The following is a 13,925-nucleotide window of genomic DNA, read 5'->3' as shown; positions in this document are numbered from 1 at the left end:
GGTTCTCCCTGTGTTCTTTTTGTTTTAGAGCTGTTGTAGTTGTTCAGCTCAGAGGCCATTGCTGGTGACAGGCGTGACGCACCGCGCTGGCGCTGCTCAGTTTGAGCAGGTCATGGCTGATGCGTCGGCATTCGGCGGCGTCGAGGCGGCGTACGCGGTCCTTGATTTCACCGATCTGCACCGGGCTGACCGACAACTCGCTGACCCCCAGGCCAATCAGGACCGGCGTGGCCAGCGGATCAGAGGCGAGTGCGCCGCAGACGCCGACCCAGCGGTTATGCACCGCAGCACCGGCGCAGGTCTGGGCGATCAATCGCAGCAATGCCGGGTGCAGGGCGTCGACCCGCGAGGCGAGGCCGGCGTGGTCGCGGTCCATGGCCAGGGTGTATTGGGACAAATCGTTGGTGCCGATGGACAGGAAGTCCGCGTGTTCGGCCAGTTGCTCGGCCAGCAATGCGGCGGCGGGGACTTCGATCATCACGCCCAGCTCCGGGCGCTCATTCACACCGAGTTCAGTGCACAACGCGTCGAGGCGCTGGCGGATGTGCAGCAGCTCATCGACTTCGGTGACCATCGGCAACAGGATCCGACACCGGGAGAGCGGGCTGACGTGCAGCAGCGCGCGCAGTTGCTGATCGAGCAATTCCGGACGGACCTGAGCCAGACGAATGCCACGCAAACCCAGCACTGGATTGGCCTCAACCGGCAGCGGCAGGTAGTCGAGTTGCTTGTCACCGCCGACGTCGATGGTGCGAATGATCACCGACTTGTCGCCCATGGCGTCGAGCACGGCCTGGTAGGCGACGCGCTGTTCCTGTTCGTCCGGCGCGGTGTTGCGGTCGATGAAGAGGAACTCGGTGCGCAGCAGGCCGACACCGTCGGCGCCATTGGCCAGGGCATCTGCCGCTTCAGCGCTGGAGGCCACGTTGGCGGCAACTTCAATCTGCAAACCGTCGAGCGTCAGCGCCGGCGTGTGAGCCTGAGCCTGTTGCTCGGCACGGCGCTGTTGATGATCGAGTCGCGCCTGATGCACTTCGGCCAACCGTTCGGCACTTGGCATCAGTTCGAGACGACCGCCATCGGCATCCAGTACAACCGCTTGGCCTTGCGGCTGATCCAGCAGCGTCGAACCCAGTGCAACCATGCACGGCAAGCCTTTGCCTCGCGCGAGAATGGCGACATGAGAAGTTGCGCCGCCCTCGGCCATGCACAACCCGGCGACACCTTGCTGGCTCAATTGCAGCAAGTCGGACGGCGTCAGTTCATGCGCGGCGACGATCGCGCCGGCCGGTACGTCGTAGTGCCAGGTTTCGCCGAGCAGGGCGCGCAGCACGCGTTGTTTGAGGTCGCGAAGATCGTTGGCGCGTTCGGCCAACAACGGGCTGCCGAGTTGCTGGAGAACCTCGCACTGCACGTCGATCGATTGACTCCAGGCGTGGGTCGCGGCCATGCCTTGGTCGATGGAAGTGTTGGCGGCGTCCAGCAGCGCCGGGTCTTCGAGCAAGGCGAGGTGCGCGGCGAAGATCGTCTCTTCGTCGGTGTTTTTATGTTTCCTGGCTTGGGTCAGCGTGTGGTCGATTTCGCTGCGCACGGCGGTCAGTGCGGTATCGAGGGCATGCAATTGCTGCTGGGGATCATGATCGCCGGCGTCCACCGGCAGGCATATCAAGTTCAAGCGAAACAACGGCCCACCGACCAGACCGGGCGCCGCGCAGACACCGTGCAGCATGCCAGCTTCGGCAGCACGACCGCGCTGGGCTATCGGCGCGGGCGCGATGGCATGGCTGTTTTCCGCCAGGGCTGTGGATAACGCGATCAACAACGCTTGCAAAGCGGCTTCGGCGTCCGGGCCCTGGCAGCTGACTTGAACCTCGTCCTGCTCGCCGACGGCCAAGCCCATCAGCCCGATCAAGCTGTCACAGGTCGCCGATTTGCCGGCGAAATGCAGCTGCGATTTGCTCTTGAACCCTTGCGCTGTCTGACGAATCAGCGCCGCCGGCCGGGCGTGCAGACCGCCACGATGGGCGATGCGAATGTGGCCGTAAATCTCTTCTCCCGACAACTCCATTTCAGCCAGCGCATCGGGTGCGTGCCGACGAGTGATGTGCAGCAATGGCTCGCCGACCTTCACTGATTTCAGCGCAATAGGCCGCGTCTGAAAGTCCTGACTGTTGGTCAGGATCATCAAGCTGACGAGGCTTTTACACCGCTGCGCGACCTTGTCCAGGTCATAGCGCAACAGCGGTTGGCCGTTGCTGACTCGCGCACCTTCCTTAACCAGCATCGAGAAGCCTTCGCCCTGCAACTCGACGGTGTCGAGGCCCAGGTGCAATAGCAATTCGGCGCCGTTATCCGCACGCAAGGTGACGGCATGGCCGGTGCGGGCGACGTGCACCACGACGCCGGCGCAGGGTGCGTGCAGGGTGTCGTTCAGCGGATCGATGGCGATCCCGTCACCCATGGCGCCGCTGGCGAACACCGGATCCGGGACTTTGGCGAGCGTGAGCACCGGGCCGCTGAGCGGGGCGCTGAGGGTCAGCTCATTATTATTGTTGTGCATGGGCTCGGTCTCATCAGGAAAAAATGTACGGGTCAGACTCAGTGCGTGCGCGTAACTTTGCTCAAGTGCCGCGGCTGGTCCGGGTCCATGCCACGGGCGACAGCCAGGCCTGCGGCCATGACGTAGAAACTCTGGATCGCCAAAATCGGATCAAACATCGGGTGTTCGGCGCGGCTCAGGGTGAGGTCGCGTTCGACGACGTCATCCGGCGCGGCCAGCAGGACGCGAGCACCACGCTGGCGCATGTCGACGGCGAGGCTCAGCAAACCGGCCTGCTCGGCACCGCGTGGGGCGAAGATCAGCAGTGGATAATTTTCGTCGATCAACGCCATCGGCCCGTGACGGACCTCGGCGCTGCTGAAGGCTTCGGCCTGGATCGCCGAGGTTTCCTTGAATTTCAGTGCGGCTTCCTGGGCGATGGCGAAACCGGCGCCACGGCCAATCACCATCAGGTGCTGGCAATCACGCAGGGCGTCGATGGCCACGCTCCAGTCCTGTTTCGCCGCGTCGCGCAAACCTTCCGGCAGCGCGAGGCCGGCCTCCAGTAATTCCACATCCTCTTTCCAATGGGCGATCAGACGGGCGCTGGCGCTGAGGGTGGCGATAAAACTCTTGGTCGCCGCGACACTGTTTTCGGTGCCGGCACACAGCGGCAGGCTGAACTCACACGCGGCCTCCAGCGGCGAACTCTCGGCATTGACCATCGAAATGCTCAGGGCGCCACGCTTGCGCAGCAGACGCATGCTGTTCACCAGGTCGGGACTTTGCCCGGACTGCGAGAAGGCGAACGCCACTTGGCCGCTGACCTTCAACGGCGCTTGCTGCATGGTCACCACCGACATCGGCAACGACGCCACCGTAATGCCCAGTTGCTGCATGGTCAGGTAGGCGAAGTAACTGGCAGCATGGTCGGAGCTGCCGCGAGCGACAGTCATCGCCACTTGCGGCGGCTGACGACGCAGGCGCCCGGCGATCTCGATCATCTGTGGGTCGAGTTGTTGCAATTGGGCTTGCACGGCCTCGCTCGAGGACAGCGCCTCTTCAAGCATTTTTGAAGTCAATGTCTTCTCCTTCGACCATGACGGCGGTCAGTTTCAGTGAGCGATCCAGCCGCACGCAGTCGGCCCAGCTGCCGGGTTGCAGGCGCCCGCGTTCGGTGATGCCGAGGTAGTCGGCGGGGAATTGCGAAAGACGTTGCGAGGCCTCGGCGATCGGCAAGCCGATCTTCACCAGATTGCGCAGGGCTTGATCCATAGTCAGCGTGCTGCCGGCGAGAGTGCCGTCGGGCAAGCGCACGCCACCCAGGCATTTGGTCACGGTGTGGCTGCCAAGCTTGTATTCGCCGTCGGGCATGCCGGCAGCGGCGGTGGAATCGGTGACGCAATACAGGCATGGGATCGAGCGCAAGGCCACACGGATGGCGCCGGGGTGCACGTGCAGTAAGTCCGGAATCAATTCGGCGTATGTGGCGTGAGCCAGTGCCGCGCCGACGATGCCTGGCTCGCGGTGATGCAGCGGGCTCATGGCGTTGTAGAGGTGGGTGAAACTGCTGGCGCCGGCCGCAAGCGCAGCCACGCCTTCCTCGTAACTGCCGAGCGTGTGGCCGATTTGCATGCGCACGCCGCGAGCGCTGAGGGCGCGGATCAACGCATCGTGGCCGGCGATTTCCGGGGCGATGGTGATCACCCGGATCGGCGCGAGCGCCAGGTATTCTTCGACTTCGGCCATCAACGCGGTGTGGGCAAAGTTCGGTTGGGCGCCGAGTTTTCCGGGGTTGATGTAGGGGCCTTCCAGGTGCACACCCAGTACCCGGGCACTGCCTTTGGGCCGCAACTCACAGAACTCGCCGAGGGCTTTGAGCACGCTGGAAATCTCTTCGCTCGGCGCGGTCATGGTGGTCGCCAGCATCGACGTGGTACCGAAACGCACGTGGGTTTTGGTGATGGTCTCGAAGGCGGTTGCGCCTTCCATGATGTCTTTGCCGCCACCGCCGTGAACGTGCAGGTCGATAAAACCCGGGAGCAGGTAAGGCAGGTCGTTGTCGGCCGGATCGCACGGTTGGCCTTCGATCGACACGACCTTGCCGTGTTCATGAATCAGCCGGCCGCGAACCCAGCCGTGGGCGGTGAGGATGTTGTCTTCGGACATGATCGGTTCTCTCGTTTAGCGGCGTGGCTGATCAGCGGCGCAGCTCTGCAACAAAGTCGTAGTAGTCGTTGCGGCAATAGGTGTCGGTGACTTCGATCGGCGTGTTGTCTTCGAGGTAGCCGACACGGGTCATCAGCAGCATGGCGGTGCCGGGGGCGATGCCCACCAGGGCGGCGAATTCATCCGAGGCGTTGATCGCCTGAATGTGCTGCAGGGCGCGGACAATCGGCTTGCCAATGCCGTCGAGGTATTCGTAGAGGGAGTCGCCCACCGCTTGCGGCTTGGGAATGATCGAGGCGGGCAGGGTGCTCATCTCGATCGCCATGACCGTGTCGTCGGCTTTACGCAGACGTTTGAGCCGCGCGACCTTGTCGTTCGGCGAGAGGCCGAGGCGAATCAGTTCTTCGTGGGTCGGCGGAGTGATTTCACGTTCCAGCCATTGGGAGCCGGGGACGAAGCCCTTCAGCCGCAGCATTTCGCTGAAACCCGAGAGGCGCGACAGCGGTTGTTCCAAGCGTGGGGTGATAAACGTGCCGGAACCTTGGTTGCGCCGGATCAGACCTTGTTCGAACAGCACTTCCAACGCCTTGCGCGCGGTGACGCGGGAGATGCCCAGCATTTCGCTGAGGTTGCGCTCCGACGGCATGGCCTGTTCGGCTTTCCACTGGCCGGCATGGATCGCCGCTTCCAGGTTGCGCGCCAGTTGCAGGTACAACGGCGTGGGCTGGGTGTCGTCAGGGCGTAGGGCCTGGAGGTCATTCATGTAGGTTTGGTCCGATGCGGATGTGGTTTTGTTGTCGCTCGGTGGTGAGAAGAAATTAATACCACTTAAATACCATGTCAATGCCACCACTTTTCTGTGGGCGCGCTAAAACCGGCCCTGTTGGGTGGGCTGATGTAGGTTGGGTTTCAAGTGGTATTGCGGGTGGGGATTGCAGAAGCAAAGATCGCAGCTTGGGACAGCGCTTGAACCGGGAATTGGTATCTCACCGGTAGACGCTGTCGCAGGCTGCGATCTTTTGATTTTTTTTTTTCGATGAGCGACCGAAGGTAGCCGTTACGGACGGATTTCGATCATCGTGCCGTCCGGCACCAGATTCCAGACTTCGCGCATGTCCATATTGCGCATGGCGATGCAGCCGTCGGTCCAGTCCAGCGTGTGGAACAGGTCTTCGGGGTTTTCTTCGGTGTCCGGGGTGCCGTGGATCATGATCATGCCACCGGGCTCGACGCCTTCGCGCCGGGCGCGGACGGAGTCACTGATGTTCGGGTAGGAGATGTGCATCGACAGGTTGAAACGGTCACTGGTCTTGCGCCAGTCCATCCAATAAAAACCTTCAGGCGTGCGTTTGTCGCCTTCCATGAGTTTCGGGCCGACGGGTCTTTTTCCCAATGAGATGCGATAGGTCTTGAGCGGCTTGCCGTCATTGATCAATTGCAATTGGTGGGCGGATTTGAGAACCAGGATTTTTTCGATGACTTTGCCGTCCAGGGTTTCCGCAACGGAAGCCTGGGAGATAACGACAAATGACAAGCAAAACAGGGCAAGCAGCCAGCGCATTGGAACGATATCCCTAAGAGGTGTCGCGACTATTAAGTTATAGGTGATTTTAGAACCAGGAGCGTTATGTGATGGCAGGCTGAGCAAGCGGCGGGATCGACTCGGACCGCACGGGGTAGACCTCGATCCGCCGGTCAGCGAAGAAGCATTCTAAGGTACGGCCCACTGTGCGGAAAGCCAGCTCGGACCAAGGGATGTCGGCTTCTTCGAAAAGCTGCACTTCCAGGCTCTCTTGACCGGCGGCAAAATCCAGGTCCGCAAGCTCGGCGCGGAAGAACACATGCACCTGGCTGATGTGCGGCACGTCGATCAACGTATAAAGGGTCAGGTTGCGCACCCGCGCGCACGCTTCCTCAGCCGTCTCGCGAATGGCCGCCTGCTCGATGGTTTCACCGTTCTCCATGAAACCGGCGGGCAGGGTCCAATAACCAAGCCGAGGCTCGATGGCGCGTCGGCACAGCAAGACCTTGGAGCCCCAGGTCGCCACGCAACCGGCGACGATATTGGGGTTCTGGTAGTGAATCGCCTGACAGCTGTTACAGACAAAACGCAGGCGCGAATCGCCTTCTGGGATGCGCTGGGTCACCGGGTTGCCGCACTGACTGCAAAATTTCATGCTTGGGTTCCTGAATGCTGTGCCTATCTTGGCGTGCGGCGGTGTCTGTCGGCAAGTTGTCGTTTAGCGACATGCAGTGGTTATGGGGTTGGGCGGTCGGTTCGATTGGTGCATGATGCAAAGTAGAGAACAAATCGAGAAGACTCATGCTGGACGAGCTACTTCACCGGGTAAGCAACCACACGCCGCTAACCCTGGAAACCGACCGACGTTTCCCCGAAGCCGCGGTATTAGTGCCCATCACCCGCAGTGACGAACCTGAACTGGTTCTGACCCTGCGCGCCAGCGGGCTCTCGACCCATGGTGGTGAAGTGGCCTTTCCCGGTGGTCGACGTGACCCTGAAGACCCTGACCTGATTTTCACTGCGCTACGTGAGGCCCAGGAAGAAATTGGCCTGCCGCCGGGGCTGGTTGAAGTGATCGGCCCGCTGAGCCCGTTGATCTCCCTGCACGGCATCAAAGTTACCCCCTATGTCGGTGTGATTCCGGACTTTGTCGAGTACCAGGCCAACGACGCCGAGATCGCCGCAGTCTTCAGCGTACCGCTGGAGTTCTTCCGCAAGGATCCGCGCGAACACACCCATCGCATCGATTACGAGGGCCGCAGTTGGTACGTGCCGAGCTATCGCTATGGCGAGTACAAAATCTGGGGCCTCACGGCGATTATGATCGTCGAGTTGATCAACCTGCTCTATGACGCCAAAATCAGCCTGCATCACCCGCCCAAGACCTCTATCAACACCTGAAGCCATCGCTCGTATGGCCTGAACCCTGCTTTTTCCAAGTGAGCCTGCCAGGCCTTGAGGACAATAAGATGAAATATCGCCTGGGCGACGCCCGCGTCGAAACCCATCCGCAGAGCTGGGTCGCACCCAATGCCGTGCTGGTGGGCAAGGTTAAACTGGAAGAGGGCGCCAACGTCTGGTTCAACGCCGTGCTGCGGGGCGACAACGAGTTGATCCTGATCGGCAAGAACAGCAACGTTCAGGACGGCACGGTGATGCACACCGACATGGGTTACCCGCTGACCATCGGCACCGGCGTGACCATCGGCCATAACGCCATGCTTCATGGTTGTACGGTGGGCGATTACAGCTTGATCGGCATTAACGCGGTGATCCTCAACGGCGCGAAAATCGGCAAGAACTGCATCATTGGCGCCAACTCGCTGATCGGTGAGGGCAAGGAGATTCCAGACGGTTCGCTGGTCATGGGCTCGCCGGGCAAAGTGGTGCGCGAACTGACCGAGCCGCAGAAAAAAATGCTGGAGGCCAGCGCTGCTCACTATGTGCATAACTCGCAACGTTATGCCCGCGATCTGGTTGAGCAGGAAGAATGAACACACCCGAACGCCCGGTTCGATCGCCCTGCGTGAATATCTGCGCGCTGGACGAGGATGATGTTTGCACCGGGTGTCAGCGCACGGTGGAAGAGATCACGCGCTGGAGCCGGATGGACAACGAGGCGCGGCGCAAGGTGTTGGGGTTGTGTCATGAGCGGGCAAAATCGAGTGGCATTCTCTGGATGCTAGGCAAAACACCAGACCTGTAGGAGCTGACGAGTGCAACGAGGCTGCGATCTTTTGATCTTGCCTTTAAAAAACAACGTCAAAAGATCGCAGCCTCGTTGCACTCGTCAGCTCCTACGGTACCCTGTGCGCCAAATTGACAGGTATCCCGCCACCCCATGCTCTTCCTGATCGCTTACATCAGCAGCGTCGTGCTGATCAACTACGCCTTTTCCACCGCTCCGCACCTCGACATCATCTGGTCGGCGTGGGGTGGTTTGGTGTTCGTTTTGCGCGACATGGTGCAAACCCGTTTCGGCCATGGCGCGATCGCGGCGATGCTGGCGGCGTTGGTGTTGTCCTACGTTACGTCCGATCCCTCCATCGCGCTGGCCAGCGCCACGGCCTTCGCGGTGTCCGAGTGCATCGACTGGCTGGTGTTCAGCATTACCAAGCGTCCCTTGCACGATCGCCTGTGGATAAGTTCGGCGCTGAGTATTCCCCTCGATACGTTCATCTTTTTCGGCATGATCGATGCGTTTACCCCGGGCGTGATCCTCACCGCCATGGGCTCAAAGTTCGCGGGCGTTACGGCCGTGTGGCTGATCATGGCCTGGCGCTTGCGCAAACAGGCCGTCACCAGCTGAAGCCAAACACCTCGGTTCATGTAAAATGCCGCGCTTTCTCCCCATGGGAAGCGCGCCAGGCGCGACCCTCGATGATCCGCTTCTGAGGACCTGAGATGACCCGTATCGGAACTCCATTGTCGCCAACCGCGACCCGCGTATTGCTGTGTGGCTGTGGCGAGTTGGGCAAGGAAGTGGTGATCGAGCTGCAACGCCTGGGCGTTGAAGTGATTGCCGTGGATCGCTACGCCAATGCGCCGGCCATGCAGGTCGCCCATCGCAGCCATGTGATCAACATGCTCGACGGCGCCGCCCTGCGTGCCGTGATCGAGGCCGAAAAGCCGCACTTCATCGTGCCGGAAATCGAAGCCATTGCCACCGCGACCCTCGTCGAGCTGGAAGCCGAAGGCTTCACCGTGATCCCGACCGCTCGCGCCGCGCAGCTGACCATGAACCGCGAAGGCATCCGTCGCCTGGCTGCTGAAGAGCTGGACCTGCCGACCTCGCCGTACCACTTCGCCGACACCTTCGAGGATTACAGCAAGGCCGTCCAGGACCTGGGCTTCCCTTGCGTGGTCAAGCCGGTCATGAGCTCGTCGGGCAAAGGCCAGAGCCTGCTGCGCAATACCGATGACGTGAAAACCGCTTGGGATTACGCGCAAGAAGGTGGCCGCGCCGGTAAAGGCCGCGTTATCGTCGAAGGCTTTATCGATTTCGACTACGAAATCACCCTGTTGACCGTGCGTCACATCGGCGGCACTACGTTCTGCGCGCCAGTCGGTCACCGTCAGGAGAAGGGCGACTATCAGGAATCCTGGCAGCCACAAGCCATGAGCCCGATTGCCCTGGCTGAATCCGAGCGCGTTGCCAAAGCCGTCACTGAAGCCCTGGGTGGCCGTGGTCTGTTTGGTGTCGAGCTGTTCATCAAAGGTGATCAAGTCTGGTTCAGCGAAGTCTCGCCGCGTCCGCACGACACGGGTTTGGTGACGTTGATTTCCCAGGACCTGTCGCAGTTCGCGCTGCACGCGCGGGCGATTTTGGGCTTGCCGATTCCGTTGATCCGTCAGTTCGGGCCTTCGGCTTCGGCGGTCATTCTGGTGGAAGGGCAGTCGACTCAGACGGCTTTCGCCAATCTGGGGGCTGCGTTGAGCGAGCCGGACACGGCGTTGCGTCTGTTCGGCAAGCCTGAGGTGAATGGTCAGCGTCGGATGGGTGTGGCGTTGGCGCGGGATGAGTCGATTGAAGCGGCTCGTGCTAAAGCGACCCGTGCATCCCGAGCAGTTGTTGTAGAGCTGTAACCCTCCACTGATCGTTCCCACGCAGAGCGCGGGAACGATCTTATGAGACCCGATTCAAATCGTTATTGCGCGTTTCCTTCAGGCACAGCACAGCAATCAAGCTCAGCACCGCCGCCCCCGACACATACCCGCCGACATAACTCAAACCACCCATCGCCACCAGCTTCTGTGCGAAGAACGGCGCCGCCGAGGCCCCGACAATGCCGCCCAGATTGTAGGCCGCCGACGCACCGGTATAACGCACGTGAGTTGGGAACAGCTCCGGCAGCAGCGCGCCCATTGGTGCAAACGTCACGCCCATCAGAAACAGCTCGATGCACAGGAACAGTGCCACGCCCCAGGTTGAACCTTGGGTCAGCAGCGGTTCCATCAGGAATCCGGACAAAATCGCCAGCACGCCACCGATGATCAGCACCGGTTTGCGCCCGTAACGGTCACTGGCCCAGGCCGACAACGGGGTGGCAGCGGCCATGAACAGTACAGCGAAGCACAGCAGCGCGAGGAAGGTTTCGCGGGTGTAGCCGAGCGTCGAAACGCCATAACTCAGCGAAAACACCGTCGAGATATAGAACAGTGCATAGCACACCACCATCGACCCGGCCCCCAGCAGCATCGGCGCCCAGTATTGACTGAGCAGCTCGACCAGCGGGATCTTCACCCGCTCCTGGCGAGCCATTGCGTTGGCAAACACCGGCGTTTCGTGAAGCTTGAGGCGCACGTACAGACCCACCATCACCAGCGCGGCACTGAGCAGGAAAGGAATCCGCCAGCCCCACGAGCGGAACTGCTCGTCATTCAGGGTCATTGCCAGCGTCAGAAACAGGCCGTTGGCCGCGAGAAAGCCAATAGAAGGGCCGAGTTGCGGGAACATGCCGAACCAGGCGCGTTTGCCCTTCGGCGCATTCTCCGTCGCCAGCAACGCCGCGCCACCCCATTCACCGCCCAGTCCCAGGCCTTGGCCGAAGCGCAATACGCAAAGCAGGATGGGCGCCCAGGCCCCGATGCTGTCGTAACCCGGCAGCACGCCGATCAGCGTGGTGCACACGCCCATCAGCAGCAGCGAGGCAACCAGTGTCGATTTGCGCCCGATGCGGTCACCGAAATGGCCGAACAGCGCCGAGCCCAGCGGTCGAGCAAGGAAGGCGATGCCGAAGGTGAGGAACGCCGACAGCATTTGGGCCGTGCCGGAGGTCTGCGGAAAGAATACCGGACCGATCACCAGCGCAGCGGCAGTGGCATAAACGTAGAAGTCGTAGAACTCGATGGCGGTGCCGATGAAGCTCGCGGTCGCCACGCGGGTGGCGGAGTTCGTCGGTTGCGCAGGTGCGGTGTCGTTATAAGTCGTGCTGGTCGTCATGCGGTAATCCCTGACAGTCATGTGCCCCAGTGGAGCGAATTATTATGGTCGAACACCCAGGGATGTGGGTTTGACGCAGAGTGCGGGTAGCACTTGGGTATGGCGGGGCTTGGGTAAGCGGCTCGCCACAGGGCACGTGTCGGGCTTTAGATAGCGGCGGGAATCGAACTGATATGCCAGATCAAAACCCGGCTGACGCGATTGTCTTCCGTCTCCAGAATCTCCAGGCGATAACGCCCGATCTTCAGGCACACCGCACTTTCCGGAATCGTCTCCAGCGCCTCGGTCACCAACCCATTGAGGGTTTTCGGACCATCGCTGGGCAGGTGCCAGCCGAGGCTCTTGTTCAGGTCGCGTATTGATGCGGCACCTTCGATCACCAGGCGGCCATCTGCCTGTGGATGGATGTGCGGGTTATCCAGGCTGTGCTGGCTTTCGAATTCGCCGACGATTTCTTCGAGAATGTCCTCCAGGGTCACGATGCCGAGCACTTCGCCGTACTCGTCGACCACCATGCCCAGGCGTCGCTGTTGTTTGTGGAAATTCAACAGTTGCAGCTGCAACGGGGTGCTTTCCGGTACGAAGTAGGGGTCGTGACAGGCTGCCAGCAGTGCCTCTCGGGTCAGGTTGGCGTCGGACAGCAGATGACGGATCTGCCGGGTATTGAGCACCGCTTCGACCTGGTTGATGTCGCTGTGGAACACCGGCAGGCGTGTGCGTTTGTTGTTGCGCAGTTGCTCGATGATGTCTGAGAGGGAGTCGTCCAGGTTGATCCCGTCGACGTCACTGCGTGGCACCAGAATGTCGTTGACCGTGATGTTGTCCAGCGCATGGATACCTGACAGCGGGTGCGGGCGGCAGACGGCGTGTTCGTGATCGTTGTGCCGATCGTTCGGTGCCTCGTCTTCGCTCTGCTGCACCACTTTGACTTTGCGGGCGAACGGTCGCATCAGCAACTGGCTTATGCCATTGAGCAACCAGGCGGCGGGATAGACGATTTTCAGTGGCGCGCCAAGCAAGGTGTTGCCCAGGGCCAGGACGGCGTCCGGATAGCGAACGGCGAGGGTGCGCGGCAGGTAGTCGGCGAACACCAGAAGCGCGGCGCCAGCCCCGAGGCAGGCCACCCATGGACCGTTTTCCGCCCAGGTGAAAATCGCCAGCAATGTGCTGATGACCACGACCAGTGCGCGGCACAGGGTGTTGCAGAGGATCAGGCTATTGAGCGCAAAGCTCAGCTTTGCCACCGGCTTGTCGCTCGAACGCGAAGCGGTCCGCTGGGCGAGCAACTGCTGTTGTGCAACCTCGATGGCGGTAAACAGCCCCGACCATAAAATCAGCAGGGCCACTACCGCGAGCATCGGCCCTATGGGCAAGTCGTCCATTAATGCCGCCCGTCAGATATGCAGGATGTATTCACGAACCAGCTTACTGCCGAAATACGCCAGCATCAGCAGGCAGAAACCGGCGAGGGTCCAGCGAATGGCCTTGTGTCCGCGCCAGCCGAGGCGGTTACGGCCCCAGAGCAGCACGCTGAAAACGATCCAGGCGAGGCACGCCAGCAAGGTTTTGTGCACCAGGTGCTGGGCAAACAGGTTGTCGACGAACAGCCAGCCGGAGATCAGCGACAGCGAGAGCAGGGTCCAGCCGGCCCAGAGGAAGCCGAACAGCAGGCTTTCCATGGTTTGCAGCGGCGGGAAATTCTTGATCAGGCCGGACGGATGCTTGTGCTTGAGCTGATGGTCTTGAACCAGCAGCAGTAACGCCTGGAACACCGCGATGGTGAACATGCCGTAGGCGAGGATCGACAGCAGGATGTGGGCGAGGATGCCCGGTTCTTCGTCGATGATCTGCACCGTGCCGGCGGGGGCGAGTTGGGCGAGAAGCACGGTGGCGGCACCGAGCGGGAACAGCAATATAAGCAGGTTTTCCACCGGGATCCGCGAGCAGGCCAGCAGCGTCAGGGCGATGACAGCGGCGGCAATCAGGCTGGCGGCGCTGAAAAAATCCAGGCCCAGGCCGATCGGTGTCAGCAGGTGGGTGAACAGGCTGGCGCTGTGAGCCAGCACGGCAAGCACGCCGAGCGTGACCAGCAGGCGCTTGTTCGCCTTGGCGCCGGTGGCCAGACGAGTGCCCTGATAGAGGGTCGCAGCGGCATATAAGCAGGCGGCGGCGAGGGTAGTTAGCAAACTGGGTGACAAGGGGAGCATAAATCCTGTTAGGCAAGCCCGAAAGGCGCTGAGTTTGGCATAGAA

14 protein-coding genes are annotated in these 13,925 nt (G+C 61.1%); 5 read left to right on the top strand and 9 right to left on the bottom strand.

Features of this window, described 5'->3' with window-relative positions:
* Nucleotides 1-43 precede the first annotated feature (43 nt).
* The 6 genes from ptsP to ACYZTU_RS23520 all read right to left on the bottom strand — a co-directional run bounded on the left by ptsP (nucleotide 44) and on the right by ACYZTU_RS23520 (nucleotide 6,885).
* The gene (ptsP, locus tag ACYZTU_RS23545) at nucleotides 44-2,560 is read right to left on the bottom strand and encodes a phosphoenolpyruvate--protein phosphotransferase (protein WP_461965927.1); all 2,517 of its coding nucleotides are present in this window, start codon (nucleotides 2,558-2,560) and stop codon (nucleotides 44-46) included.
* A 38-nt stretch (nucleotides 2,561-2,598) separates the two neighbouring features.
* Nucleotides 2,599-3,609, bottom strand: a complete 1,011-nt coding sequence (locus ACYZTU_RS23540; RefSeq protein WP_461971138.1) for an SIS domain-containing protein — start codon at nucleotides 3,607-3,609, stop codon at nucleotides 2,599-2,601.
* Complete coding sequence (gene nagA / locus ACYZTU_RS23535) at nucleotides 3,602-4,708, bottom strand: N-acetylglucosamine-6-phosphate deacetylase (protein ID WP_461965925.1); 1,107 nt, start codon at nucleotides 4,706-4,708, stop codon at nucleotides 3,602-3,604. Before nagA ends, ACYZTU_RS23540 begins: the two co-directional genes overlap by 8 nt.
* Before the next feature lie 31 nt (nucleotides 4,709-4,739).
* Nucleotides 4,740-5,471, bottom strand: coding sequence for a GntR family transcriptional regulator (locus tag ACYZTU_RS23530; RefSeq protein WP_008151596.1), 732 nt, complete (start codon nucleotides 5,469-5,471; stop codon nucleotides 4,740-4,742).
* A gap of 294 nt (nucleotides 5,472-5,765) precedes the next feature.
* Nucleotides 5,766-6,269 (bottom strand): L,D-transpeptidase family protein, encoded by a 504-nt coding sequence (locus ACYZTU_RS23525; protein ID WP_461965922.1) that lies wholly within the window; start codon nucleotides 6,267-6,269, stop codon nucleotides 5,766-5,768.
* A gap of 64 nt (nucleotides 6,270-6,333) precedes the next feature.
* Nucleotides 6,334-6,885 carry an NUDIX hydrolase gene (locus ACYZTU_RS23520; RefSeq protein WP_461965920.1) on the bottom strand — a complete coding sequence of 184 codons (552 nt, stop codon included), beginning with the start codon at nucleotides 6,883-6,885 and terminating at the stop codon, nucleotides 6,334-6,336.
* 146 nt (nucleotides 6,886-7,031) lie between these two features.
* Between ACYZTU_RS23520 and ACYZTU_RS23515 the strand changes: the two genes are divergently transcribed.
* From ACYZTU_RS23515 to purT, 5 genes are all read left to right on the top strand, one after another.
* On the top strand, nucleotides 7,032-7,631 hold the full coding sequence (locus ACYZTU_RS23515; protein ID WP_403144829.1) for a CoA pyrophosphatase: 600 nt from the start codon (nucleotides 7,032-7,034) through the stop codon (nucleotides 7,629-7,631).
* 68 nt (nucleotides 7,632-7,699) lie between these two features.
* Nucleotides 7,700-8,224 (top strand): gamma carbonic anhydrase family protein, encoded by a 525-nt coding sequence (locus ACYZTU_RS23510; protein WP_007954617.1) that lies wholly within the window; start codon nucleotides 7,700-7,702, stop codon nucleotides 8,222-8,224.
* Entirely contained in the window at nucleotides 8,221-8,436 is a 216-nt protein-coding gene (locus ACYZTU_RS23505; protein ID WP_461965918.1) for a DUF1289 domain-containing protein, read from the top strand. The genes ACYZTU_RS23510 and ACYZTU_RS23505 overlap by 4 nt, the downstream gene beginning before the upstream one ends.
* Nucleotides 8,437-8,571: 135 nt before the next feature.
* Nucleotides 8,572-9,039, top strand: coding sequence for a preQ0 transporter (locus tag ACYZTU_RS23500; protein WP_461965916.1), 468 nt, complete (start codon nucleotides 8,572-8,574; stop codon nucleotides 9,037-9,039).
* A gap of 95 nt (nucleotides 9,040-9,134) precedes the next feature.
* Nucleotides 9,135-10,316 carry a formate-dependent phosphoribosylglycinamide formyltransferase gene (purT, locus tag ACYZTU_RS23495; protein ID WP_461965914.1) on the top strand — a complete coding sequence of 394 codons (1,182 nt, stop codon included), beginning with the start codon at nucleotides 9,135-9,137 and terminating at the stop codon, nucleotides 10,314-10,316.
* 40 nt (nucleotides 10,317-10,356) lie between these two features.
* Here purT and ACYZTU_RS23490 read toward each other — a convergent pair whose 3' ends face one another.
* From ACYZTU_RS23490 to ACYZTU_RS23480, 3 genes are all read right to left on the bottom strand, one after another.
* A complete protein-coding gene (locus tag ACYZTU_RS23490; RefSeq protein ID WP_461965912.1) occupies nucleotides 10,357-11,673 on the bottom strand; it encodes an MFS transporter in 1,317 nt (438 codons plus the stop codon).
* Nucleotides 11,674-11,819: 146 nt separating this feature from the next.
* Nucleotides 11,820-13,055: a transporter associated domain-containing protein gene (locus tag ACYZTU_RS23485; protein WP_461965910.1), complete on the bottom strand. Its 1,236-nt coding sequence runs from the start codon at nucleotides 13,053-13,055 to the stop codon at nucleotides 11,820-11,822.
* A gap of 12 nt (nucleotides 13,056-13,067) precedes the next feature.
* Nucleotides 13,068-13,880 carry a cytochrome C assembly family protein gene (locus ACYZTU_RS23480; RefSeq protein ID WP_449646428.1) on the bottom strand — a complete coding sequence of 271 codons (813 nt, stop codon included), beginning with the start codon at nucleotides 13,878-13,880 and terminating at the stop codon, nucleotides 13,068-13,070.
* Nucleotides 13,881-13,925 lie beyond the last annotated feature (45 nt).

This window comes from Pseudomonas sp. HLT2-19-2 (assembly GCF_054898005.1).
This window is presented reverse-complemented; position numbering and strand designations above follow the sequence as displayed.

Excerpts from the sequence above, each read along its gene's own strand:
- ACYZTU_RS23500 (WP_461965916.1), top strand. The coding sequence starts at position 8,572 with ATGCTCTTCCTGATCGCTTACATCAGCAGCGTCGTGCTGATCAACTAC.
- purT (WP_461965914.1), top strand. The coding sequence starts at position 9,135 with ATGACCCGTATCGGAACTCCATTGTCGCCAACCGCGACCCGCGTATTG.
- ACYZTU_RS23530 (WP_008151596.1), bottom strand. The coding sequence starts at position 5,471 with ATGAATGACCTCCAGGCCCTACGCCCTGACGACACCCAGCCCACGCCG.
- ACYZTU_RS23515 (WP_403144829.1), top strand. The coding sequence starts at position 7,032 with ATGCTGGACGAGCTACTTCACCGGGTAAGCAACCACACGCCGCTAACC.
- ptsP (WP_461965927.1), bottom strand. The coding sequence starts at position 2,560 with ATGCACAACAATAATAATGAGCTGACCCTCAGCGCCCCGCTCAGCGGC.
- ACYZTU_RS23520 (WP_461965920.1), bottom strand. The coding sequence starts at position 6,885 with ATGAAATTTTGCAGTCAGTGCGGCAACCCGGTGACCCAGCGCATCCCA.
- ACYZTU_RS23485 (WP_461965910.1), bottom strand. The coding sequence starts at position 13,055 with ATGGACGACTTGCCCATAGGGCCGATGCTCGCGGTAGTGGCCCTGCTG.
- ACYZTU_RS23505 (WP_461965918.1), top strand. The coding sequence starts at position 8,221 with ATGAACACACCCGAACGCCCGGTTCGATCGCCCTGCGTGAATATCTGC.
- ACYZTU_RS23510 (WP_007954617.1), top strand. The coding sequence starts at position 7,700 with ATGAAATATCGCCTGGGCGACGCCCGCGTCGAAACCCATCCGCAGAGC.
- ACYZTU_RS23540 (WP_461971138.1), bottom strand. The coding sequence starts at position 3,609 with ATGCTTGAAGAGGCGCTGTCCTCGAGCGAGGCCGTGCAAGCCCAATTG.
- nagA (WP_461965925.1), bottom strand. The coding sequence starts at position 4,708 with ATGTCCGAAGACAACATCCTCACCGCCCACGGCTGGGTTCGCGGCCGG.
- ACYZTU_RS23480 (WP_449646428.1), bottom strand. The coding sequence starts at position 13,880 with ATGCTCCCCTTGTCACCCAGTTTGCTAACTACCCTCGCCGCCGCCTGC.
- ACYZTU_RS23490 (WP_461965912.1), bottom strand. The coding sequence starts at position 11,673 with ATGACGACCAGCACGACTTATAACGACACCGCACCTGCGCAACCGACG.
- ACYZTU_RS23525 (WP_461965922.1), bottom strand. The coding sequence starts at position 6,269 with ATGCGCTGGCTGCTTGCCCTGTTTTGCTTGTCATTTGTCGTTATCTCC.